Source organism: Roseovarius sp. W115 (assembly GCF_032842945.2).
GTDB classification, from domain to species: Bacteria; Pseudomonadota; Alphaproteobacteria; order Rhodobacterales; family Rhodobacteraceae; genus Roseovarius; species Roseovarius rhodophyticola.
In genome coordinates this window covers 1,304,169-1,327,393 of the sequence record NZ_CP146606.1, presented here as the reverse complement: position 1 = coordinate 1,327,393, position 23,225 = coordinate 1,304,169, and the positions used below count along the sequence as shown (strand labels likewise).

General features: G+C 56.6%; 24 protein-coding genes. 13 read left to right on the top strand and 11 right to left on the bottom strand.

The genetic code is table 11. The features are described from left to right. Positions 1–56: 56 nt before the first annotated feature. Positions 57–1,445 carry a dihydrolipoyl dehydrogenase gene (gene lpdA / locus RZS32_RS06775; RefSeq protein WP_317056256.1) on the top strand — a complete coding sequence of 463 codons (1,389 nt, stop codon included), beginning with the start codon at positions 57–59 and terminating at the stop codon, positions 1,443–1,445. A gap of 117 nt (positions 1,446–1,562) precedes the next feature. Beyond that, complete coding sequence (locus RZS32_RS06770) at positions 1,563–2,414, top strand: DUF533 domain-containing protein (protein ID WP_317056255.1); 852 nt, start codon at positions 1,563–1,565, stop codon at positions 2,412–2,414. Positions 2,415–2,447: 33 nt separating this feature from the next. On the opposite strand, the gene RZS32_RS06765 is transcribed toward RZS32_RS06770, so the two are convergent. From RZS32_RS06765 to RZS32_RS06750, 4 genes are read right to left on the bottom strand one after another with little or no spacing between them, the layout of a single operon-like run. After that, positions 2,448–3,050 carry a pyridoxamine 5'-phosphate oxidase family protein gene (locus RZS32_RS06765; protein ID WP_317056254.1) on the bottom strand — a complete coding sequence of 201 codons (603 nt, stop codon included), beginning with the start codon at positions 3,048–3,050 and terminating at the stop codon, positions 2,448–2,450. Continuing rightward, a complete protein-coding gene (locus RZS32_RS06760; RefSeq protein WP_317056253.1) occupies positions 3,037–3,777 on the bottom strand; it encodes a lysophospholipid acyltransferase family protein in 741 nt (246 codons plus the stop codon). The genes RZS32_RS06765 and RZS32_RS06760 overlap by 14 nt, the downstream gene beginning before the upstream one ends. Beyond that, the gene (locus RZS32_RS06755; protein ID WP_317056252.1) at positions 3,774–4,679 is read right to left on the bottom strand and encodes a cell division protein FtsX; all 906 of its coding nucleotides are present in this window, start codon (positions 4,677–4,679) and stop codon (positions 3,774–3,776) included. The genes RZS32_RS06760 and RZS32_RS06755 overlap by 4 nt, the downstream gene beginning before the upstream one ends. After that, positions 4,676–5,353: a cell division ATP-binding protein FtsE gene (locus tag RZS32_RS06750; RefSeq protein ID WP_317056251.1), complete on the bottom strand. Its 678-nt coding sequence runs from the start codon at positions 5,351–5,353 to the stop codon at positions 4,676–4,678. The genes RZS32_RS06755 and RZS32_RS06750 overlap by 4 nt, the downstream gene beginning before the upstream one ends. 170 nt (positions 5,354–5,523) lie before the next feature. Between RZS32_RS06750 and RZS32_RS06745 the strand changes: the two genes are divergently transcribed. Beyond that, positions 5,524–6,498 carry a zinc-ribbon domain-containing protein gene (locus RZS32_RS06745; protein WP_317056250.1) on the top strand — a complete coding sequence of 325 codons (975 nt, stop codon included), beginning with the start codon at positions 5,524–5,526 and terminating at the stop codon, positions 6,496–6,498. A 33-nt stretch (positions 6,499–6,531) separates the two neighbouring features. Here RZS32_RS06745 and RZS32_RS06740 read toward each other — a convergent pair whose 3' ends face one another. The 5 genes from RZS32_RS06740 to argH are packed head-to-tail and all read right to left on the bottom strand — an operon-like array spanning position 6,532 to position 12,426. Continuing rightward, positions 6,532–9,138, bottom strand: a complete 2,607-nt coding sequence (locus tag RZS32_RS06740) for a TIGR02302 family protein (RefSeq protein WP_317056249.1) — start codon at positions 9,136–9,138, stop codon at positions 6,532–6,534. 36 nt (positions 9,139–9,174) lie between these two features. Continuing rightward, on the bottom strand, positions 9,175–10,440 hold the full coding sequence (lysA, locus tag RZS32_RS06735; protein WP_317056248.1) for a diaminopimelate decarboxylase: 1,266 nt from the start codon (positions 10,438–10,440) through the stop codon (positions 9,175–9,177). Positions 10,441–10,463: 23 nt separating this feature from the next. Further along, complete coding sequence (locus tag RZS32_RS06730; protein WP_317056247.1) at positions 10,464–10,784, bottom strand: DUF2834 domain-containing protein; 321 nt, start codon at positions 10,782–10,784, stop codon at positions 10,464–10,466. Continuing rightward, the gene (locus RZS32_RS06725) at positions 10,781–11,038 is read right to left on the bottom strand and encodes a hypothetical protein (RefSeq protein WP_317056246.1); all 258 of its coding nucleotides are present in this window, start codon (positions 11,036–11,038) and stop codon (positions 10,781–10,783) included. The genes RZS32_RS06730 and RZS32_RS06725 overlap by 4 nt, the downstream gene beginning before the upstream one ends. Further along, positions 11,035–12,426 (bottom strand): argininosuccinate lyase, encoded by a 1,392-nt coding sequence (gene argH, locus RZS32_RS06720; protein WP_317056245.1) that lies wholly within the window; start codon positions 12,424–12,426, stop codon positions 11,035–11,037. The genes RZS32_RS06725 and argH overlap by 4 nt, the downstream gene beginning before the upstream one ends. Positions 12,427–12,448: 22 nt before the next feature. Between argH and RZS32_RS06715 the strand changes: the two genes are divergently transcribed. Next, positions 12,449–13,006, top strand: coding sequence for a TlpA disulfide reductase family protein (locus RZS32_RS06715; protein WP_317056244.1), 558 nt, complete (start codon positions 12,449–12,451; stop codon positions 13,004–13,006). On the opposite strand, the gene RZS32_RS06710 is transcribed toward RZS32_RS06715, so the two are convergent. Further along, positions 13,003–13,239: a hypothetical protein gene (locus RZS32_RS06710; RefSeq protein WP_317056243.1), complete on the bottom strand. Its 237-nt coding sequence runs from the start codon at positions 13,237–13,239 to the stop codon at positions 13,003–13,005. The two genes, RZS32_RS06715 and RZS32_RS06710, sit on opposite strands and share 4 nt — an antisense overlap. A gap of 104 nt (positions 13,240–13,343) precedes the next feature. Then, a complete protein-coding gene (locus tag RZS32_RS06705; protein ID WP_317056242.1) occupies positions 13,344–14,378 on the bottom strand; it encodes a helix-turn-helix domain-containing protein in 1,035 nt (344 codons plus the stop codon). A gap of 156 nt (positions 14,379–14,534) precedes the next feature. Here RZS32_RS06705 and ttcA point away from each other — a divergent pair, with 156 nt between their 5' ends. The 9 genes from ttcA to RZS32_RS06660 all read left to right on the top strand — a co-directional run bounded on the left by ttcA (position 14,535) and on the right by RZS32_RS06660 (position 23,219). Beyond that, the gene (gene ttcA / locus RZS32_RS06700) at positions 14,535–15,404 is read left to right on the top strand and encodes a tRNA 2-thiocytidine(32) synthetase TtcA (RefSeq protein WP_317056241.1); all 870 of its coding nucleotides are present in this window, start codon (positions 14,535–14,537) and stop codon (positions 15,402–15,404) included. Positions 15,405–15,648: 244 nt separating this feature from the next. Continuing rightward, the gene (locus RZS32_RS06695) at positions 15,649–16,965 is read left to right on the top strand and encodes a putative bifunctional diguanylate cyclase/phosphodiesterase (RefSeq protein ID WP_317056240.1); all 1,317 of its coding nucleotides are present in this window, start codon (positions 15,649–15,651) and stop codon (positions 16,963–16,965) included. Positions 16,966–17,083: 118 nt separating this feature from the next. Further along, entirely contained in the window at positions 17,084–18,898 is a 1,815-nt protein-coding gene (yidC, locus tag RZS32_RS06690) for a membrane protein insertase YidC (protein ID WP_317056239.1), read from the top strand. Then, a complete protein-coding gene (locus RZS32_RS06685) occupies positions 18,898–19,641 on the top strand; it encodes an MOSC domain-containing protein (protein ID WP_317056238.1) in 744 nt (247 codons plus the stop codon). The genes yidC and RZS32_RS06685 overlap by 1 nt, the downstream gene beginning before the upstream one ends. Then, on the top strand, positions 19,641–20,291 hold the full coding sequence (gene yihA, locus RZS32_RS06680) for a ribosome biogenesis GTP-binding protein YihA/YsxC (protein ID WP_317056237.1): 651 nt from the start codon (positions 19,641–19,643) through the stop codon (positions 20,289–20,291). The genes RZS32_RS06685 and yihA overlap by 1 nt, the downstream gene beginning before the upstream one ends. Before the next feature lie 62 nt (positions 20,292–20,353). Further along, a complete protein-coding gene (gene argB, locus RZS32_RS06675; RefSeq protein ID WP_317056236.1) occupies positions 20,354–21,217 on the top strand; it encodes an acetylglutamate kinase in 864 nt (287 codons plus the stop codon). Positions 21,218–21,304: 87 nt separating this feature from the next. After that, positions 21,305–22,099, top strand: a complete 795-nt coding sequence (locus RZS32_RS06670; RefSeq protein WP_317056235.1) for a sterol desaturase family protein — start codon at positions 21,305–21,307, stop codon at positions 22,097–22,099. Next, on the top strand, positions 22,096–22,728 hold the full coding sequence (locus RZS32_RS06665) for a ferredoxin (RefSeq protein WP_317056234.1): 633 nt from the start codon (positions 22,096–22,098) through the stop codon (positions 22,726–22,728). The genes RZS32_RS06670 and RZS32_RS06665 overlap by 4 nt, the downstream gene beginning before the upstream one ends. Further along, positions 22,725–23,219: a SixA phosphatase family protein gene (locus tag RZS32_RS06660; protein ID WP_317056233.1), complete on the top strand. Its 495-nt coding sequence runs from the start codon at positions 22,725–22,727 to the stop codon at positions 23,217–23,219. The genes RZS32_RS06665 and RZS32_RS06660 overlap by 4 nt, the downstream gene beginning before the upstream one ends. The last annotated feature ends 6 nt before the right edge of the window (positions 23,220–23,225 follow it).

Below are 23,225 nucleotides of genomic sequence, written 5' to 3'. Positions count from 1 at the left end.
GATACCGACACAATACCGACGTGATACCGACGTCGAAAATTCCAAGGAGAACAACCATGGCATCCTATGACGTCATCATCATCGGTTCCGGCCCCGGCGGCTATGTCGCAGCCATTCGCTGTGCGCAGCTGGGCCTGAAAACCGCCTGTGTCGAGGGGCGCGAGACGCTGGGCGGCACGTGCCTGAACGTCGGCTGCATACCATCCAAGGCCCTCCTGCATGCCAGCCATATGTTGCATGAGGCCGAGCACAATTTCGCAACCATGGGCCTCAAAGGCAAAGCGCCGTCAGTCGACTGGAAGCAGATGCTGACCTACAAGAATGACGTCATCGGCCAGAACACCAAAGGCATCGAATTTTTATTCAAAAAGAACAAGATAGACTGGATCAAAGGCTGGGGATCGATACCCGAAGCGGGCAAGGTCAAGGTCGGCGACGAGGTGCACGAGGCCAAGAACATTATCATCGCCAGTGGATCAGAGGCATCCAGTCTGCCGGGTGTCGAAGTAGATGAGAAGATCGTTGTGACCTCCACCGGTGCGCTGGAGTTGCCAAAGATCCCCAAAAAGATGGTCGTGATCGGTGCAGGTGTGATCGGGCTTGAGTTGGGATCGGTCTATGCCCGGCTTGGCACCGAGGTTACGGTCGTGGAGTTCCTGGATCACATCACTCCCGGCATGGACGGCGAGGTGCAGAAGACTTTCCAAAGAATGCTGAAAAAGCAGGGGCTTACCTTTATCATGGGAGCCGCCGTGCAAGGTGTTTCTGCGACCAAGACAAAGGCCAAAGTCACCTACAAACTGCGCAAAGATGATAGTGAGGCGTCTCTTGATGCTGATGTCGTTCTCGTTGCCACCGGCCGCCGCCCCTATACTGACGGTCTGGGCCTTGAAGCGCTGGGTGTCGAAATGAGTGAGCGCGGTCAGATCAAGACCGACGCCCAATGGCGCACCAACGTGGCAGGGATCTATGCCATCGGTGACGCAATCGATGGCCCTATGCTGGCTCACAAAGCCGAAGATGAAGGCATGGCCGCCGCAGAGGTCATCTCAGGCAAGCATGGCCATGTAAATTATGGCGTGATCCCCGGCGTGATCTACACACATCCCGAGGTCGCAAGCGTTGGTTTGACCGAAGATCAATTGAAGGAAGAAGGCCGCGCCTACAAAGTCGGCAAATTTTCCTTCATGGGCAACGGTCGCGCCAAGGCGGTGTTTGCGGGCGACGGGTTCGTGAAACTTCTGGCAGACAAGGAAACGGATCGCATTCTTGGCGCGCATATCATCGGCCCTGCAGCAGGGGATTTGATCCACGAGGTCTGTGTCGCGATGGAATTCGGTGCATCCGCAGAAGACCTTGCCCTGACCTGCCACGCGCACCCCACTTATTCTGAGGCTGTGCGCGAGGCGGCCCTGGCCTGTGGGGATGGACCGATCCACGCCTGATTTGTTGAATCGTGAGATTTTCCTACAACAGCCTGATTTAGAGGGAAATTCCGTCATTCTTTGGCCATAAACAAAGGTCTGACTGCACATCGAAATTTGGTTAGGAGTTCTTTTTCGATGCGTAGTTCAATGCTGGCCCTTTTGGCCACGACCTTTCTTGTGGCCCTTCCCGAACCGGCAGAGGCCCGGCGTGGTGGGTCCGAGCACCAGGAGTTGCTGTTTGTTGCAGAGACCAAGATTATCGAAGAGGGCGTACCCTATTCCTTGTGTCTACTGGTGAATGAACGCTCGGCTTTTGGAATTAACCTCTTCCGAAGCGTAGAGACATATGCGTTGGCCGAGAACAAGTGCGACACTACCGCCTACTATCCAATGTCAGTCGAAGATATCGCCGAAGCTAAAGAAGCTGGCATGATTGATGCGGCGATACCCAATGAGCCTAAACTGTCCACGTCAGACCTCATTACGGGCCACATAGGCTGGCTCTTTGTGGCGGGTGTGTTGGCCTTTGCAGGATATGGTGCGCTGAACGCCCGGAAACGCCGCCAGGAACGTCAGGGCATGATGGGAGAAGCCTCCCCCGCCGCTGTCGCGATCCTGGATGCCATGTGTCATGCCGCCAAGGCGGACGGGCATATCGATGCCTCAGAGATTGCCGCTATTGCCGATGCGGCAGAGCGCATGACCGGTGAAAGCTTTGATCCAGGGCAAGTCGCAAGAATGGCGGAATTGGCCGAGGGCAAACCCTCGGACAAGGATTTCAAGCGCCTTGTGAAAGGCCGAACTGGGCCCGAGTTTGATGTTATGATGCGCGGTGTTTTGATGGTTGTGGCTGCCGATGGTCGGTTGGCCGACAGCGAGCAACAGTTTGTCGGCAAACTGGCCAAAGCCATGCGGATGTCCGGCGAACAGGTGCAGACAATCCTGCATGACGTGGTAGGCTCTGCTCAGGGGCAGCCAGCAGAGTAACGGCCAGACTTGTGACCTCGCCCTTGGGCGGGGTCACCACATCGTCTTGGCCGCCCGCGCACTCCACGCTGCATCGTAGTCTGCGCCGCCTTCTTCTCCATCAGACGCCTCGGCGAGGATCTCTCCAACCGTTGGAAGCCCCTCGCTATCATCCCGCGACCAGATCCCGGCGCGCATCGGGGCGCGGGCGCATTGCGTGTAAATCTCACCAATCTTGATCACGATCACTGTCGCAGGCTGGCGGCCTTTGCGTTCAAATCGAGAGCGCATATCGGGATCAGTGGTCAGACGCGCGTCTCCGTTCAGTCGCACAATTGTATTCGATCCTGGGACCATAAACATCAGCGACACCCGCCCGTCTTCGACAATATTGCGCAACGAATCCAAACGGTTGTTCCCACGCCAGTCGGGCATAGCGAGGGTATGTTCATCCAGTTCGGTGACAACCGGCCCATCGTCACCACGTGGGCTGCCGTCCGTGCCGTTTGGGCCAACGGTACTGAGCACGCAAAACCGCGAGGTCATGATCCATTTGCGATAAAGCGGTGTCAGCCGATGCGCCACCTTGCGCAAAGATGGCGCGCCGGGCGAGCCATAGAGCGCTTCGAGCGCCGCAATGTCCTCAAGATACTCCATCCGGATCAAACCCCGCTTCGCGCATCAGCCGGTTCGAGTTGGTTTCGATCACCTCCTCCAACTCGGACATAAATGTCTCTTTTTCCTTACCAGCCGGAATGCGTGGCAGGAACTCAACCACGGCCAGTCCCGGTTTGCGCATGATGCCCTTGCGTGGCCAGAAGACACCCACATTGGTGGCCACTGGCACGCAATCCTGCCCGGTTTCTTCATAAAGAATGCCTGACCCGATCTTATAGGGTGCTTTGACACCCGGGGCGATGCGCGTGCCTTGGGGGTAGATAATCAACTGCCCAGGGGCCTGACGCCCTTTGGCCACGTCATCGACCATTTTCTTGATGGCTTGGCTGCGCTTGCCGCGATCGACTGGCACGCAGCCCAGCCTGAGACCGTACTGCCCCAGGATAGGCGCATACATCAGCTCTCGTTTCATAATGAACTTGCCGGCCGGAACGGCAGCAAAGATGAGGATGATATCGAGGAAGGATTGATGCTTGGCCACCACCAGAACTTCATCTGTGGGTGGCGTGCCGCGCACTTCCGTCCGCAACCCCACCATCCAGCGCGCCGTCCATGTCACCCAGTGACACCAGGCTTTGCAGCCAGCGTTGGCCCCGCGCCTGTCCAACAGCGCCCAGGGAAAGAAGAGAATGCCCAAAGGGAGCATCATGAAGTAAATCTGTCCGACGAAGATGAGGGACCGCAGCCATTGAATTGCGTCTCTCATGACAGATCTTTCAACGTTTTGCGTGCCGCGGTCCGAGTGGCAGTGAAGGAAACAGCCGCGGCCAGCGGCGGGATGACGATCAGCCAAATCCATTGCCATCCGTGAAAGCCCAGACCTGTCAGAAACCCGCCTTCTTCCTGTGCTGCGGGCAACAGGAAAACGGCCAATCCGCCAAGCAGAACGCCGACCGCAGCGCCAAAAAGCGCACGCAGGGTAAAGCGCCGCACAAATGCGCGCGCGATATAGCTGTCTTGCGCGCCCACAAGGCGTAGCACGGAGATCACTTGCGTGTTTGCGGCCAGCGCGGCATTGGCGGCCAACGTGATCATGGCCGCTGTTGTGCCCGCGATCAGCAAAAGCGATACAAGCCCCAGTGTTCTAAGTCGTGACGCTGCATCGACCAGGGGTCGCCGCCAGCGCGTATGATCGTCCAGAACAGCCCCGGGCACTTCGGCGGCAAGCCGCAGTCGCAGCCCTTCGGCGTCAAAGCCGTCACCTTCCTCAATCACCTCTATAAGCTGAGGGATTGGCAGCGTTTCCACCGGGAGGTCAGGGCCAAACCATGGCTCAAGCAAAGCGCGCTGTTCCGCCTCATCAAGCGCACGTGCCGACGCCACGCCGCTGGTGGTGTCCAGAACACGAAGCGCCGCGGTGGTCTGCGCCTGCATCTGTCCTTCGGGTGCTGAGATGCGAATGGTAGAGCTTTGCGCCAGTTCAGAGCCCCAACGATCTGCCAAGCGGCCAGTGGCCATGGAGAGCGCGACGGCAAATACAGCCAGAAAAGCCATGGCGGCTGCGCTGAACAATGTGAGGGAAGCTGTATACCCAGTGGGTGGTACCACCCGGTCGGCTTGCGTGTCCCCGGCGATTAGCTCTGCAACTTTTGAGACGTCAAACTTCATAGATCCGCACCCGCCAATTGCAGCCGCTGATTGGAGATACGCAGAACACGAGCCTGTACGTGGCTTTTGGCCGCTCGGATCAAGGCCAGGTCATGGGTGGCCACCATGATGGTCTTGCCCATCCGGTTCAGTTCGATGAGCAGGCGCAACAGACGTTGCGACATGTCCCAATCGACATTGCCCGTGGGTTCGTCAGCCAGAATGGCATCGGGCGACATGATCACGGCCCGTGCCAACGCAGCACGCTGCCGTTCCCCGCCGGACAGTTCTGGTGGTAACGCGCTTGCCCGGCTTTTCAAGCCAACCCAGTTCATCAATTCACTCAAATTGGCAGATTGGCTGAGAATATCACGACCAGATACCAACAAGGGCAGGGCGATATTATCCGAGACGTTCATGTGATCGAGAAACTGGCAATCCTGGTGCACGACGCCAATTCTACGCCGCGCCATGGCGATGTCATCACGTTCCATCGCGTGCACGTCCTGGCCAAACAGGGTCACGTGCCCTGCTGTAGGAAACAACGCGCCGTAACACAATTTTAGCAGAGTTGTTTTACCAGATCCCGATGGCCCGGTCAGGAAATGGAACGATCCGGGCTGAAGCTTGAGTGAGATATCACTCAGCAATTCACCGCCGCCATAGCTATAGGCCACACTGTCCAGTTCGATCAAAACCCGCGCCCTCACTTCGTTTGTTCCTACATGCCTCACGAGACACAGTTGTGCAACGATCACGAGGGTCAAACCTTTGCCTCTTTTACAGTGCGGCTTTTACCCCTATGGTTTGAGCAATTCCAAGACGCGCACGGGCCGTGCCGTAGCGCCATGCAAAGGGTGGACTTATGCGGCTAATTTGCCCGAATTGCGGGGCACAATACGAAGTTCCAGACGAAGTCATTCCGACATCAGGGCGCGATGTGCAATGCTCGGATTGCGGCAACACGTGGTTTCAACATCACCCGGATCATCAACCCGAGCCTGAAGAAGAAGACGTCGCAGCGGATTGGGTTGAAGATGCCGAGGAAGATGCGTCTGAGGCGCAGGCTTCGGTTGCTGATGAACCCAAAGATGTAAGCAACCAAGATACACAAGACGATGACGCCGAAGAGAGCGTTTCCGACGTTGACCGCATGGTCGAAGCGCATGGCGAGGCGGCAGAGGACTTCGAAGAAGATTACGCTGACGACAACGCGGATGAAGAGCCGGTGGAAGAGCCTCAGCCCCCGAGCGCAGTGTTCCCGCGACAGCTCGATCCATCGGTTGCCGAAGTTTTGCGTGAAGAAGCCGAATTGGAAACCAGCGCACGCGCTTCTGATCAGCAAGGTGGCCTGGAAACCCAACAAGAGCTTGGCCTTGACGCTCAGGACAGCGCTGCACAGCAACGCTCGGAAGAGGCGCGAAGCCGAATGGCGCGTTTGCGCGGAGATGATGTCGCTGATCCCGCCACAGAAGGCGGGACGGAAGAGATTGAAGTCGACTCCGCCCTTGATGATCAGGCGTCGCGCCGAAACCTTCTTCCGGATATTGATGAAATCAATTCGTCATTGGGTCCGGAAAACGCCGGTGAGGCCAGCTCTGCGATCTCAGATCAGCCAGTCCCAGTGGCGGCGCGCAAAAGCGGGTTCCGCACAGGATTTCGTCTCGCAGTCATTTTGGCTTTGATTGGGTTGTTGGTTTACATCTTTGCCCCACAGCTGGCCGAAGCAGTGCCTGCTCTTTCTGAACCCCTGATGCAATATCAGAACATGGTTGATGGATGGCGGTCTGGGCTTGATGGTGTGATTAAAAATTTTGCGTCGTCTTTGTCAGACCAGTAGCGCTGACATTCAACGGTTCGAACCGCTCTACTCTTAGAAGCGGTCCAGCAACCTGCGCAGATAATCCAACTCGATCTCGGGTCGCCCGGTTTCCCCTGACCGACGACGAATCTCATCCAAAAGCTCACCCGCACGGCGATAGATGTCGTCGCGTGCTGTGAATTCACCCTGATCGCCAGCCAACCCGCGTTGGGAGCGGCCAAGAGGATCGCGTTCGCCGAATTGACCCAAGCTCTCGCTTTGCGCCTGACCCTGGCCCGGCTGGCCTTCATTGTTCTCAGCCATGGCTTCGCCGAGATTGCGCATGCCATCGCGCAGCGCTTCCATGGCCTCTGCCTGCCGGTCAATGGCCTCGGCCAGATCATCGCCGCGCAACGCATCCTCTGCTCCATCCATCGCACGACCTGCACGATCAAGGGAGTCGCGTGCTGCATCGCCGGCCTCTCCACCCAGATTGGGCAATCCATCCTGCTGGCGCTGCAATTCCTGTCTCAGGGCGCGTTGACGGTCTGCGAGGCTTTCTGCGAGACCGCCGCCTTGTTGTCCTTCCGCTGTCTGACTGTCGCCGCCCTGACCAGATCCCGGTTCCTGGCCCTCGCCCTGGCCTTGAGTACCTTCATGGCTCTGACCTTGTCCCTGACCTCCATTGCGGCCTTCGTTGCCCTCAGATTCACCAGCTTGCGCGCCTGGGTTGAACTGCTCCTGCAAGTCGCGGAATGCTTCATCGGTCAACCCTTGCTGATTGCGAAGCGTGTCGGCCAGACCTTCCATGGCTTGTTGACCGGGGCTGTCGCCATTCTGTCCCTGGCCTTGCGTGACCTGAAGGTTTTCCATCATCTGCTGGAACTCTTCCAAGGCCTGCTGCGCCTCTGCGAAGCGACCTTGCTCCATCAATTCCTGGATCCGGTCCATCATTTCCTGCAGATCCTGCTGATCCAGCGTCTGCATGTTTTCCGCTTGCTGCTGCTGGCCACCTTGCTCACCTTCGCGCTGGGCCTGTTGGGTCCGCTGGCGCAAGTAGTCTTGCGTGGCATCGCGCAGTTCCTGCATCAGCCGCGCGATTTCCTCCTCGCTCGCCCCGTTGCGCATGGCTTCGCTCAGGCGCTCCTGAGCCGCGCGCATGCGTTCCAAGGCATCCCCAATGTCGCCATCTTCGAGCACAATCGCCAGATCCCACAGCGCTTCGGCAATCTCGGCCTGCGTTTCGTCCGTCAAACCGTCATGCCGCACCAGCGTATCAAGCCGTCGCAGGATCACGCGCATGCGCAAGTAAGCGGTATCTGACCGAAAGAGCCCATCCTCAGGCGCATGTGAGACCGCGCGCAGCATTTGCACCACGCGCTTGGCATTGCTCTTGGCCCATAACAAATCCCGGCGTTGTTCGATAACCGACGCGGCGAGCGGGTCAAAGAAACGCCGCGCGGGCAAGTCCATCAACACCGCTTCGCTGGCCCCGGTTTGATCCGCCGCATCACTGACTTCCAGCGTCAATGTTACCGGAAGATGCGCCCATGGATGCTCTGACAGGTTCTCGATCAGCGCTTCAGAGAACTCATCCCGCCCCCCGGTGATGGGCATCGGCAGATCAAGCACAATCGGCTCTCTGGGATCAGGCTCTGCTGTCAAACCGTGCCGACGGTCAACCGCAGCCAAATCCAGTGTGAATGTCGCTTTGCCGCCCTCCACGCCATAGTCATCGCTGGCCTCAAAAGCCTGACTCATCTGACCATCAAATGTGACCTCAAGATCGCCGGGGTTCGCGGCCACATTGGGGGGCGCATCCGGGATGGCGGTGACGGTCCACTCTTTGCCGCCCGGACCATCAATCCGCAAAGCACCATCTGAGTTGATCACAAACTCCTGTTCCGTATCGGTGGCCGCGCCGAGGTCCTCTGTCCGACCGGATACCGTTTCGGCCACGCTAAGGTCGCCCACATCTGTGTAAAGCCGGATGGTGACGCGACTGCCTTGGGGCACGCGAATGCTGTCTTCCTGATCATTCAGATAAAGGCTGGGCAGGTTTGTGTAGGCGGGCGGTTCGATCCAGCCCTCCCATGTTGGGCCACTGGCCACCTGTGGCGCCGCGCCAACGCCCAGTTGCGTCACCGTGCCCGCGCGCCAAACCGAACCAAAGAGCATTGCCACCACGAGACCAAGAAGCGCCACGTAACGCAGGCCAAATGGATCGCGTCGCGAGAGCTTGAGATCAGGTTCAACTGCTTTTGCGGTTGCCGCCCGGTCTTCCATCCGCCGCAAATGCGCGCGCCAGAGCTGTTCTGAACCTGCATCGCCTTCCCCAATGGCTTGTTGATCCGAAAGCGCAGCCAGCGGATGCCCGGGAAGGGCGGCGTCCATGCGGTCGATGGCTTCTTGTCGGTTTGGCCAGCGAAACCGCATTGCGCCCTTGAATGCGAAATAAAGTGCGCCCATTGCCGCAAGCGTCCCGATGATCCAGACCGCTTCGACTTGCGCCAATTCGTGCAGCCCGAGCATCAAGGCAGCAGCCACGGCAATTACGATGCTCCACAAAGGCCAGAAGGAATGCACAACACGCTCTGCGATCAGCCCCGCCCAAGTCAATGAAAGCGGTCTGCGCAGGCGTTTCAGTACAGGTGTCAGACGCGTCTGCCCTTGTGACATATGCCTTTCCCTTTTCGCTCCAGCGCAAAGATTACGCTACAGCCATTCTGGGATGGTATCGCGATTTATCATCTCGTCAAAGGTCGGACGGGGTCGGATGACGGCAAATTGATGCTCATGCACCAGAACTTCGGGCACAAGAGGCCGCGTATTGTACTCACTGGCCATAACGGCGCCGTAAGCTCCAGCACTGCGAAACGCCACCAAATCCCCTTCTGACACAGGCGGCATAAGGCGTTCCTTGGCAAATGTATCACCAGATTCGCAAACCGGGCCGACGATATCGAATTTTGACTGTTCGACGCCTGGATGAGGCTCAGTGACCGGAATGATGTCGTGATAGGCCTCGTACATCGCTGGGCGGATCAAATCATTCATTGCCCCGTCCAGAATCAGGAAATCGCGCCCTTCACCGGATTTGACATAGATGACCTTGGTGACAAGGATCCCGGCATTGCCTGCCACAAGCCGACCGGGCTCTATTTCTATCTCACAGTCCAAATGCCCTACGGTTTCTTTAATCAGTTCACCGTATTCGACGGGCAACGGTGGGGCTTCGTTAGAACGCGTGTATGGAATGCCGAGCCCACCCCCTAAATCCAGACGCGTGATCTCGTGCCCATCGGCGCGCAGAACTTCTGTCAGCTCGGCTACTTTCTGATAGGCAATGCGAAATGGCTCCAACTCGGTCAATTGACTGCCGATATGCACGTCAATGCCGATGACTTTGAGACCCGGCAAACGTGCGGCCTCGGCATAGACCTCGCGCGCTCGTGCAATGGGAATACCGAACTTGTTCTCGCTTTTGCCCGTGGCAATTTTGGCGTGGGTTTTGGCATCTACATCCGGGTTCACACGTACAGTGATTGGGGCTTCGATCCCCAAAGAGCTGGCCACCTCGCTCAAAGCCTGCATTTCAGGCTCACTTTCCACATTGAACTGCCGAATGCCGCCTTCCAATGCAACACGCATCTCATCACGGGTTTTGCCCACACCGGAAAACACAATGCGATCTCCGGGCACACCCGCCGCTTTGGCCCGCAGGTATTCGCCGCCGGATACGACGTCCATACCAGCACCCGCCTGAGCGAGCGTTTTCAGGATTGCCTGATTGCTTGCGGCTTTCATGGCATAGCAAACCAAATGGGGAATGCCGTCCAATGCCTCGTCAAACAGTCGAAAATGCCGGGTCAGTGTGGCCGTAGAATAGCAGTAGAAGGGCGTGCCCACCTCGGCGGCGATATCCGCCACTGGCACGTCTTCGGCATGCAAGGCGCCGTCCTTGTAGAGAAAGTGGTCCATACGCTTCTTCTTGGCTTGAGTGCTTAGTTGCCCGGCGTATCGCCGTGCCGCATTCTCAAAAACAGATAGAGCGGCAATCCGCAACTGACACCGATACAAAATGTTGCCGGAATAGCCAAAAACCCAAGCCAATCGCGCCGCTTGCCGCTTTCCCAAATGACCCAAAAGGTCAGCGCAACTGCGGCAATCGTGAGATCCCAGACAAGACCGCTTGTCGCGGCATTGACGTGCCACGCGTCGACCATGGCCATGATGTCGTAGCCGTTTTCGTTAAACCATTGCAGGAAATAGGCCATCGGGTGGATCGCCCCCCAGATGGCCAGCGCCAGAAAGAGGTATCTCAAAAGAAGGTTCCCAATGTTACGCTAACATTGCCACGATTGAGCGTTGTCGCAACGCCCGCACCTACGCCGCTTGATCCACCGGACAAGACGACTGAGGTCGACGTGGTCGTCTGAGGCGTGTTCTGGGATACGGTCTCATCCGCCTCAGCCTCATCCACAGCCGGTGCATCTTCCTGACCGGGGGGGATAGGCTCTCCATCGACTCCGCAGGCCATGAGCGCCAGCAAGCCGGCAAACGCAATCCATACTCTCATTTCAGTGCCTCCTTCCAACGTGCGATCTGCTCGCGCACACGCACTGGGGCGGTGCCGCCATAACTCGTGCGCGAGGCCACGGAGTTATGCACACCAAGAACATCATAGACCGATTCACTAATTTCGCCATGCACCGATTGCATGTCGGCCAGGCTCAGCTCAGGCAGATCGCATCCCTTCGCTTCGGCCATGGCCACAAGAGCGCCAGTGATGTGATGCGCCTCGCGGAAGGGCAGGCCAAGCACACGCACAAGCCAGTCTGCCAGATCAGTGGCGGTGGAAAATCCTGAACCGGCGGCGGCTTCCAGGCTCTCGCGATTAGCTGTCATGTCGCGCACCATGCCATTCATGGCTGCTAGAGCCAGCATCAGGTTGTCGGCGGCATCAAAGACCTGTTCCTTGTCCTCCTGCATGTCCTTTGAATAAGTCAGCGGAAGGCCCTTCATCACCGTCATCAGCGCGACATTTGCCCCGAAAATCCGCCCGATCTTGGCACGAATAAGTTCTGCCGCATCCGGGTTTTTCTTTTGCGGCATGATAGAGGAGCCGGTTGAGAACCGATCCGAGAGCGCCACAAAGCGAAACTGCGCTGAGGACCAGATCACCAGTTCTTCGGCCAAACGGCTGAGATGCATCGCACAGATGCTCGCCGCGCTGAGGAATTCGAGAGCAAAATCCCGGTCGCTCACGGCATCAAGGCTATTGGCAGCAGGGCGATCAAAGCCCAGTTCCTTGGCTGTCATATCCCGATCTATCGGAAACGAGGTGCCAGCCAACGCCGCAGCCCCCAGCGGGCTTTCGTTCATACGCGCCCGCGCATCCCGCACGCGGCTCAGGTCGCGGCCAAACATTTCGACATAGGCCATCATGTGGTGGCCCCATGTTACCGGCTGTGCTGTTTGAAGATGGGTAAAGCCCGGCATCACCCAATCAGCCCCTTGTTCGGCCTGCCCAAGAAAGGCCTGGATCAACGTCACAAGCGCCTCTTCAAACGCGTCCAGCTGATCCCGCACCCAGAGTTTGAAATCTGTCGCGACCTGATCGTTGCGGCTGCGCCCTGTGTGCAATCGACCTGCAGGCTCACCAATGATCTCTTTCAAACGCGCCTCGACATTCATGTGAATGTCCTCCAACGCGGTTGAAAACTGGAAATCTCCGCTTTCAATCTCTGACAACACCGTGAGCAGGCCTTCCCGAATGGCCTTGGCATCCTTATCAGTCAGTATGCCGGTGCTCGCCAACATGGCGGCATGGGCCCTTGAGCCTTCGATATCCTGGGCTGCCAACCGCTTGTCGAAACCGATTGAGGCATTAATTGCCTCCATAATCGCATCCGGCCCAGCGGCAAAGCGGCCGCCCCACATCTGGTTTGAGGTCTTTTTTGTCATGTTCCAGCCCCTCGGAGGCCCTATGAAAGTAAAGTCTTTGGTCCTTTATATGGCCCTCGCGTTCGGTGCAAACGCTGCGCTGGCGGATTCTGCGCAAATTGCGGAGTTGCGTGAAGGGGACATGAAAAAGCTCGTGGTGCATTCAGAGCCCTTGAACGTGTCCGACACGCCATTCAATGCGGAAGATGGCGGGCAAATGTCTCTCAAGGATTTTAAAGGCAAAGTCACGGCAGTGAATTTCTGGGCCGTATGGTGCGCACCATGCCGTCACGAAATGCCGATGTTGTCGGACCTTCAAACGGAACTTGGCGGTGATGATTTCGAAGTCGTCACGATTGCGATGGGACGCAACGCGCCGCAGGCAATGGTGCAGTTCTTTGGCGAGATCGGTGTTGAAAACCTACCATTGCATGCGGACCCGCGTATGGGTCTTTCGCGCGAAATGGGTGTTTTTGGTTTGCCCGTCACGATCCTTCTGGATCGCAACGGACAAGAGGTCGCGCGGTTGCAGGGGGATGCACAGTGGAACTCGGACAGTGCCAAGAATATCATCCGCGCGATGATGAAAGCCGGGACTTAACGGCTTTTCGCTTCGTCCCCAAGATTTTGAGCTTTGGGCTCTGCTTCAGGGTTGGTGAGTGGCGTTATGCGGTCCTGCGTGACACCAGCGTCTGACTTGCGTGACTTCTTACCATCAAAAGCCCCGTCTGCAGGCCACGTTCCGGGCACATCAAATGACGGTGTCAGAGCCAGGGCTGGGCCTGCGCCAAGTGTGACTGCGATAACGCCTGCGGTGATATACTGTTTCAACATGTAGAGTCTCCTTTTCGGACTGTGTGAAACTCAACATGTGGTGGGCGGGTGCCGCCTTCTCTTCGGTTTCGAAATCGCTTGGGTTTTTTGGGAAACGAGGCGCTTTATGCAGAAATCGAGGCGTATCCGTCGAGCTGCTGTCGGCGGAAATCCGTGGGCGTTTGCCCCGTCATTGCACGAAAGGCCTTATTGAAGGGCGCCAGGGAGGCAAAGCCGCATTCATAGGCAATTTCAAGTATCGTCTGATGCGCGCGGTCCGGCGCGGCCAGTGCCTCTTTGGCGGCATCTATGCGGTAGCCATTGACGAAGGTGGCAAAGTTGCGAAACCCCAGATCCTGATTGATGGCCTTCCGCAGGCGGTGTTCCGGAAGACCGAGATCATCGGCCATGGCCCCAATCGTTAAGCCCTCGCGTCGCCACATTTCGTCCTGCATCGCCGTCTCAATCCGGTCGAGCGTCTGTTTGTCAACAAGACGGATATTGGCGGCAACCGGTTTTGCTCTGGGTTGTTCATTTATCCAAATGTCACTGCCCGGGCGCAAAGCCCAATGCGCAAAAACCACTGCAAAGGCCAAAAGCGCCATGGCATGTGCTGTGCCGTACCATTCTGGCCGCGCTGCCGCATCAAGTGACAGATCAAGAACAGACTTTGATACGCCGAAAATTGCGACGGCACTGACAAACACAATCCGGAACGACCGCCGCGCCTCGACCAAATCACAGGCCGCCGTTTTGATGACGACGGCCAGCAAACCCAGGTAGAGCGCGAGCTTGAGACCTGCCTGAAGCAACCCAGCCGAAATTGGCAAAAAGGACAGCGCTGTGATCAAGGCCGCAAGCGCGAAGAGACCAAGCCACGCACCACGCTGTTCTTTGGGTTCCAGAAAGATATCCAGCACGAACCATGTCAGGGCCAGTGGCATGAATTCTTTAAACACCAGCGCGATATTCTGTGCCTGTGTGGACCAGACGGTTCCAATCCCCTGCTCAACGGCCATAGCGGCAGAGAGTGACAGGGCAATGGCCCCCAGAGAGTAGGATTTTTGCCGGGTCTCACGTCCAAACCACAAGAGGATAAAACACAACATGCAGACCCCGATGAGGGCGCCTCGGATGAGAAGATCAATTTCGGCCAGCACGGGCGGCTCCTTCTGTAATGCCTGTTTTATATATGAACACGCCCGGCGGTTGGCTTATCGATTTCTCAAAATCAGTCACTTTTCGAGAAATCGATGACTGGTAGCTGCGCTCCGTCCGCTTGCCGCTGCACGTGAAACTGTCTAAAGCCTCAGCCCATGCTCGATGAGGCCGACGATATCCACCCGCTCTTTTCCGGTGCGCCCAAGACCACCGAGTTTCGCAAACTGCGCAAGCGGCTTGTGCGCAATGCGCGTGAGGCGATTGAGGCGTATGGCATGGTGGAAAAGGATACGCGCTGGCTTGTCTGTCTCTCGGGTGGCAAAGACAGCTACACGCTTTTGGCTATTCTCTATGAACTGAAGTGGCGCGGCCTTCTGCCCGTGGATATTTTGGCCTGCAATCTTGATCAGGGTCAGCCGGGATTTCCAGCGACGGTTCTGCCTAAATTCCTCGAAGACATGAATGTCCCACATCGGATCGAATATCAGGACACGTATTCTGTTGTGGTCGACAAGGTGCCACAGGGCCGGACGTACTGTGCACTCTGTTCGCGCCTGCGTCGCGGGCATCTTTATCGGATTGCACGTGAGGAAGGGTGTTCGGCTGTGGTACTTGGCCATCACCGGGATGACATCCTTGAGACCTTCTTCATGAATCTGTTCCATGGGGGACGGCTTGCCACGATGCCGCCGAAGCTAGTGAATGAAGAGGGAGATCTATTCGTTTATCGTCCTCTGTCGCATGTGGCCGAAGAAGACTGTGATCGCTTTGCCAAGGCGATGAAATACCCAATAATTCCCTGTGATTTGTGCGGGTCGCAGGATGGTTTACAACGTCAGCAGGTCAAACAAATCCTGGATGGCTGGGAATCGCGAAGCCCTGGACGCCGCCAGGTGATGTTTCGCGCACTGATGAATGCAAGACCTTCGCATTTGCTGGATCCCAAGCTTTTTGATTTTGCGGGGTTGGAGCGGGAAACGGTAAAATTTGATCCAAACGAAGAAGGTTTGCCGAGATTGCGTTAAGCGCATCTTGAGACACGGCATCTAGTGTTCTGCGGCGTGATCAGGATGAAGATAGATGCAGTCCAGCAGACCAGATTTTGATTTCAGGGCGACGGTTTCGTCGGTTTTGTCCAGTACGCAGGCTTTGTTGATTCTGCCGTCTTTGACACTCGCGGCTGTCTGGTTTGGCGGACAAACTGTTTTACTGGTGTTTGCGATCTTGTTGCCAATTTGTGTTTTGTTGCCAAAGCAATTGGAACAAAAGATGAACAAAAATATATCTTCTGACACGTTTGAAACATCTGTTCACGACACGCTGGTTTCCGCACGTCAGCATTTACGCAGAACGGCTTGTATGATCGTTGAAATTGATGACTTCGACACGCTTCTCGACCGCTATGGACTAACCGGAGCGGATCACGTGCAAAGGACTGTGGCAGAAAAGCTCAATGATTATTTACGTCAACAGGACAGATTGTTCCACTTAGCCAACGGTCAGTTCGGGATCATTCTAGAACCAGTACGCAAGCTCGGCACAGATGATGTTTTGGAGGTGGCCAAACGGCTGCAAAATGCACTGGATGCGCCGTTGTCTCTGGGGTCGACTTTTGTGTATATTTCGGTGTCCATTGGCATCTGCCTTGACACGTTTGTACAAGGGCACCGCGGAAGTGATCTAACCAAGGCTGCTGGTATTGCTTTGCTGGATGCGCGACGTCATGGGCCGACTGCAATCCGGACGTATAGTCCTGAACTTCAGTATTTTTTGGCCAATATCCAAGACAACGAATTGGAAGTTTCGCATGCGCTCGAAAATGGCGAGATTCGTGCCTGGTTCCAGCCACAAGTGTCAACGGACACTGGAGAGGTGTGTGGGTTCGAAGCTCTGGCAAGGTGGGAACATCCGACGCGCGGTGTAATTCCACCCAGTGATTTCCTTTCGACCGTGCAAACCACAGGCCAAGCTCATGTGCTTGGTGCCAAGATTCTCCGTGACGCTTTAACCGCGCTGCAGCAATGGGACCATTTAGGTTGGGATATTGCTCAGGTCGGTGTAAATTTTTCACAAGAAGAGTTGCGTGATCCTAAGCTGACAGATCGTGTGCAATTTGAACTTGATACGTTTGGAGTCGAGGCGAAACGCCTTGCCATAGAAGTTTTGGAAACGGTCGTGTCTTCGTCGCCTGACGATACAGTAACACGTAACATCCGGCGCTTGGCAGAGCTGGGATGTTTCATTGACCTCGATGACTTTGGAACCGGCCACACATCCATTGCGTCGATCCGACGATTTGGGGTGAAGCGTCTGAAAATTGACCGGTCCTTTGTTACAAAGGTGGATTGCGACCCAGAACAACAACGCATAGTGAACGCCATTCAGCTCATGGCTGAGCAACTGGACCTGGAAACGCTGGCAGAGGGCGTCGAAACGGCGGGTGAACACGCGATGCTGGCCCAGCTGGGATGCCAATATGTACAAGGGTTTGGTCTGGGTCGCCCTATGCCGCTTGAGGACACATATGCCTGGATCGGAGATCATCTGGCTCGTGTGCAAACTCCACCAAAAATTGGACGCGCCTAAACAAGCTGCATTTTGACAACCTGCAAACGACAAGGAATCTGCGCATACCCCTTGACCTTTGTCCCCGCACTCTGTTGAACCCCCGGGGTGACAAACAACGATTGGGTGGTCATCTGCGATGGATGAACAGAATAAGAATCTTCTGCTTGCGACAGGCCTGAGCCTGTTTGTGATTGTCATTTGGTTCGCTCTTTTCCCACCGCCCGAACCGCCGGAGCCTACTGACACTGCAAGCGGGGAAACCACCTCTGGTGAAACTGCGCCTGCAGGAGACACAGCACTCGTGCCGCAATCTGCCGGGACGGGCGAAACCAGCGAAACGGCCACGGCTCAAGAGATCACTGAGGACGCGCCCGAAGCCCCACGCGTGGACATCGACACACCCACCTTGAAAGGATCCGTGTCGTTGCGTGGCGGTCGGATTGATGATCTGCTTCTCAAGAATTACCGCGAAACACTTGAGCCGGATGCGCCTATTGTGACTTTGCTGTCGCCCATAGGCAGCGATCACGCCTATTACGCTCTGTTTGGCTGGGCTCCGGGAAGTGGGCTGAGTGCAGACCAAGTGCCGGGTGCCAACACGATCTGGCAGGTGACCTCGGGTGAAACTCTCACACCGGAAACGCCACTGGTGCTCACTTGGAACAACGGTGCCGGATTGACCTTTCGACGCGAAATGCAGGTTGACGACAAGTCAATGTTCACTGTCACGCAATCGGTGCAGAACACCGGAAGCACCACTGCAACCGTCGCGCCCTATGGTATCCTTGCGCGTCACGGCCAACCCACAGATCTGAAAAACTTCTTCATTCTGCATGAGGGAGCGATCAGCATCGCAGATGGCGAACTGGTCGAGACAGACTATGACGATTTCGAACCTTTCGGCGCTCAGGAAGATGTCACACTAACCGAAAGCGGCTGGACCGGGTTCACCGACCACTACTGGATGACCGCACTCATTCCCGGACAATCCGAAGGCGCGCAATTCAGTACCTTTCAGGACGCATCGCGGAATATCTACCAAACCAACGTCAAACAACGCACCACGACGCTTCAGCCCGGGCAAGACATGGCCGTAACCACCCGCCTCTTTGCCGGGGCGAAGGAATGGGACACAATCCGCAACTACCAGAACAACGAGGGTGTCGGAAAGTTTCTCGATTCCATTGACTGGGGCTGGTTCTTTTTCCTGACCAAGCCGATCTTTGCGGTGCTGCACTGGCTCAATGTACTGATTGGCAACATGGGCTGGGCCATCATCGCGCTCACCTTCATCATCAAACTCGTGCTGCTGCCGCTGGCCTATAAATCCTATGTCTCCATGGCGAAGATGAAAGAGCTTCAGCCCGAGATGGAGAAGATCAAGGAACGCACTGGCGATGATCGTCAGAAGCTGCAGCAAGAGATGATGGCGCTCTACAAAAAGGAAAAGGTGAACCCGGCCTCGGGGTGTCTGCCGATCCTGTTGCAGATCCCGATCTTTTTCTCGCTCTACAAGGTGATCTTTGTCACGCTTGAGCTGCGCCACGCCCCTTGGATTGGCTGGATCAAAGACCTTTCTGCGCCGGATCCCTCCTCGATCTATAACCTTTGGGGTGTCTTCCCTTGGACCGGACCAGAGCCCGGATCCATCCTTGCGCTGATCTTTATTGGTATTCTACCGCTCTTGCTCGGCATCTCGATGTGGATGCAGCAAAAGCTCAACCCGGCCCCGACCGACCCCACGCAAAAGATGATCTTTGCCTGGATGCCCTGGGTCTTCATGTTCATGCTGGGCAGCTTTGCCTCGGGTCTGGTTGTCTACTGGATCGCCAACAACGTGATCACCTTCTCACAGCAATACCTGATCATGCGCAGTCAGGGCTACAAACCGGATGTCTTTGGCAACATTATGGAAAGCTTTAAGAAAAAGCCCGACGCGGAGGACAAGTGATGGCCAAGGTGGCGGCCCTCTGGCGCCACCCCATCAAGGCGCATGGGCGCGAAGCGCTTGATCATATCGTGCTGACTGAGGGGCAGACCATGCCCGGTGACCGCCAGTGGGCTGTTGCGCATGAGATGTCTGAAGCAGACGGGTCTGCATGGGCGCATTGCGCGTCGTTTACACGAGCGGCCAAAGTGCCCGCGATCATGGCAATCACGGCCATTACGGATAAGCGCACTGGCCAGCTCACACTCTCGCACCCTCAGCTAAAAGACATCACCTTCGACCCGGACCAAGAGAGCGACATCTTTCTCAATTGGGTGCGTCCGCTAATGCCCGCCAACCGCGCGCAATCCGTGCGTCTGGTCCGCAGCCAAACTCAGGGCATGACCGATAGCAACTACCCGACCCTCAGTCTGATCAACCAAGCCTCAAGTGATGCCGTTGCAGAGGTTTTACAGCAAGACATCTCTATGCACCGCTGGCGTGGAAACATCCATCTTACGGGTCAAGAAGCGTGGGCCGAGTTCGGCTGGGTCGGGAAATCCCTGCGCATCGGGACAGCTGAGTTCAAGATTGAGGAACGTATTGAACGCTGCCTGGCCACTGCGGCAAACCCAGAGACTGGTGTCCGGGATGCGGATACATTGGGTGCGCTCAACGGCACATTTGGACATCAGAATTTTGGTGTTTACGCGATTGTCACCAAAACTGGCGAAGTTACGGTTGGCGACAAAGTTGAGGTGCTTTGATGCCTTTGCCATTCCCTGTCGCGGACGCGCCTGATCAAATCACCTCCGAGTTTGGGCGAAAGCTTTTCGCCGGGCCTGTTGACTTCGTCAAAGGCGTGGTTGCCATGTCCGGCCTGCCACCCGCTGATCGCGCCGAGGTTTGTTTTGCCGGGCGGTCCAATGTCGGGAAATCAAGCCTGATCAACGCGCTGACCGGCCGCAAATCACTCGCGCGCGCCTCCAACACGCCCGGACGGACGCAAGAGATCAACTTCTTCGATCTCGGAGGCCAAAGTTACCTGGTCGATTTGCCGGGCTATGGCTATGCCAACGCGCCTCTCGACAAGGTGCAAAAATGGCAGGCTCTGCTGAAACAGTACCTCTCGGGCCGCGCCACGCTGCGCCGGGCCTTTGTTCTGATTGATAGCCGCCATGGTATCAAAGCCGTTGATGAAGAGATCATGTCCCTGCTCGATAGCGCGGCCGTGACATTCCAATGTGTGCTGACCAAAGCCGATAAATTGAAGTCGAAGGAACTGGACAAGGTTTTGGCCCAAGTCCGGGAAAAACTGTCAAAACATCCGGCGGCTTTTCCGGAACTCATCGTAACATCCTCGGAAAAAGGCGATGGGATCGCTACCTTGCGCGCAGTCATCGCCGGTTTGGAATAAAGCAAAGCTGCTTGGCAAAACGGTTTCATCCGCGCTAGAGGATGCATCCGAGGGACGGCTTTATGAAGAAACGAGAAATGACCCGCGACAACATCGCCACCGCGCGCACGCTCAGCGAGGCGCTGCCATACCTGCAACGCTATGATGATGCGATTGTCGTTATCAAGCTTGGCGGTCATGCTATGGGCAGTGACGAAGGTATGGAAAGCTTTGCCCGTGACGTCGTTCTGATGCGTCAGGTGGGCGTGAATCCGGTGATCGTTCACGGGGGCGGGCCGATGATCAATCGGCTCCTGGAAAAGCTCGACATAAAGTCAGAGTTTGTGAACGGCAAGCGGGTCACGGACAAAGCCACCATGGAAGTGGTTGAGATGGTGCTTTCGGGTCAGGTCAACAAGCGGATCGTGCAAGCGATCAATGCGCAAGGCGGCAAGGCCGTGGGACTATCGGGCAAGGATGCCAACCTGATCACCTGTGTGCCGACTGACCCGGCGCTGGGGCTTGTTGGCACACCCGATAAGGTGGACCCGTCTATTCTTCATACTCTGTTCCGTGATGACACCATTCCGGTGATTGCGCCTTTGGGTGCAGGCCGCAATGGTGAGACGTTTAACATCAATGGCGACACCGCCGCCGGAGCCGTTGCCGCAGCGTTGCAGGCGGACCGGCTTTTGCTTTTGACCGATGTGGACGGGGTACGCGGAGCCGATGGCGCGGTTCTAACCGAACTGTCGTCGAGTCAAATCCAAGAGCTGACGAAAGGCGGCGTTATTGCTGGTGGAATGATCCCCAAGACAGAAACGGCGCTGGATGCACTATCCTATGGCGTTCGGGCGGTTGTGATCCTGGATGGGCGGGCGCCCAATGCGGTTTTGCTGGAACTCTTTACCGAACATGGCGCGGGATCACTGATCCGGACGGGGTAGCGTATCAAGTGCGGTGCTCGGTCGCGTTTGCGGTTTTGTGAAGTCTTGGCGCTTGCCCCGGCTTAAGTTTCGCTTAACGTCTAGCGCATGGAAAACGAAACTGTCATTCGATTGGGCGTGTTCTTGGGCCTATTTGCAACCCTTGCCTTAATTGAGGCCTGGGTGCCGCGTCGTGTGCGCACGCAACCGCGCGGGACGCGCTGGATCACCAACTGGGCGATTATCGTGATTGACACGCTGACCCTTCGCCTTCTGGCGCTCGCCTTGCCGCTTCTCGCCGTGGGCGCGGCCATGGATGCGCAGAGCCAAGGCTGGGGCGTGATGAACGCTTTGGATCTGCCGCTTTGGCTGGCCATTATTGTCACTGTCCTGATTTTTGACTTTGCGATTTGGGCACAGCACCTGATCACGCATAAAGTCCCGATCTTGTGGCGATTTCACCGTGTGCATCACGCCGATCGTGACATTGACGTCACCACGGCAATCCGATTCCACCCGGTGGAAATTGCGCTTTCGATGCTTTTGAAGATCGGGCTGGTCTATCTGCTTGGCCCACCCGCGATTGGCATCATCATTTTTGAGATCGTTCTGAACGGCACGGCCATGTTCAATCATGCGAATATCAAGCTGCCACTTTGGCTCGATGCGATCGTGCGGCGTATTCTGGTAACGCCAGATATGCACCGGGTCCATCACTCTGATCAGCGCAGTGAGCATGACAGCAACTACGGCTTTGCCCTGTCGATTTGGGACCAGATGTTTGGCACCTATATTGCGCAACCTGAAAAGGGGCATGACGAGATGACCATTGGTCTTGAATGGCAGGATGATCGGCCTTCCAAACTGGGCTGGTCTCTCAGCCTACCTTTTCAGCGCAAATGAGATTGGAACAGATCGAAGACCTGGCGGCTAAAACGCAGTTGACCGTCTTTGGGACGGTTTCGGACAATTTGCCAGAAAATGTCAAAACGCTGGTGCTATTAGGTCCGCTCGAACCGGGATTTTGGCGACATTTCACCGGGTCCGAAGAATACAAGGACGGTGCAGAAAATCCCTTGGATCGTTGGTCTGCACGCGTGATCGGACAACTGGCAGGCGCGCTCGGAGCGCAAGCGTTCTTCCCATTCGGCGGCCCGCCCTATCAGCCGTTTATCCAATGGGCACAAGACAGTGGCAGGGCGCATCTCTCTCCGGTTGGATTATTGGTTCATGATGTGGCGGGTTTGATGGTGTCCTATCGCGGGGCGTTGGGGTTTTCTGAAAGGATAGAGACACCGCGCCCCGGACCATCGCCTTGTGCATCTTGTGAGACAAAGCCCTGCATCACGGCCTGCCCCGTCGACGCCTTTGCCGGTGAAGGCTACGATGTTGTCGCCTGCAAAGCGGATCTCGATAGACCCGCCAACACCTGCATGATCCAAGGGTGCGCTGTCCGGCGTGTCTGTCCTGTGAGCCAAAACTATGGCCGGGTCGAAGATCAATCCGCCTTTCACATGAGAGCGTTCAAATGAAGCGACTGGTTCTGATGCGCCATGCCAAATCAAGCTGGAGCAGTCCGGTGGATGGGGATCATGCCCGGCCTTTGAACGCGCGCGGCCAAAGATCGGCAAAGGCGCTCGGAGATTGGTTGCGTACCGAAGGTGTCGCGATTGATCAGGCATTGGTTTCAAGTGCGACCCGGACGCGAGAGACCTTCGACGCTCTTGGGCTGGCCTGTGACGTCACCTATCTTGATCGTCTCTACCATGCCGGGGCCCATGACATGCGCGCAGCGCTGGGCACTGCTATTGGCGACACTGTTCTCATGCTTGGCCACAATCCTGGCATTGCTTGGTTTGCCCATGATCTTGTTGCCACGCCGCCCGATCATCCGAGGTTTGATGACTACCCAACCTGCGCCACGCTGGTTGCACGGTTCGACATCCCGCATTGGCACGATCTTCGACCGGGTCGAGGGCGGGTCGAGGCCTTTGTCACCCCACGGGAACTCTTGGGCGAGTAGCCGGGC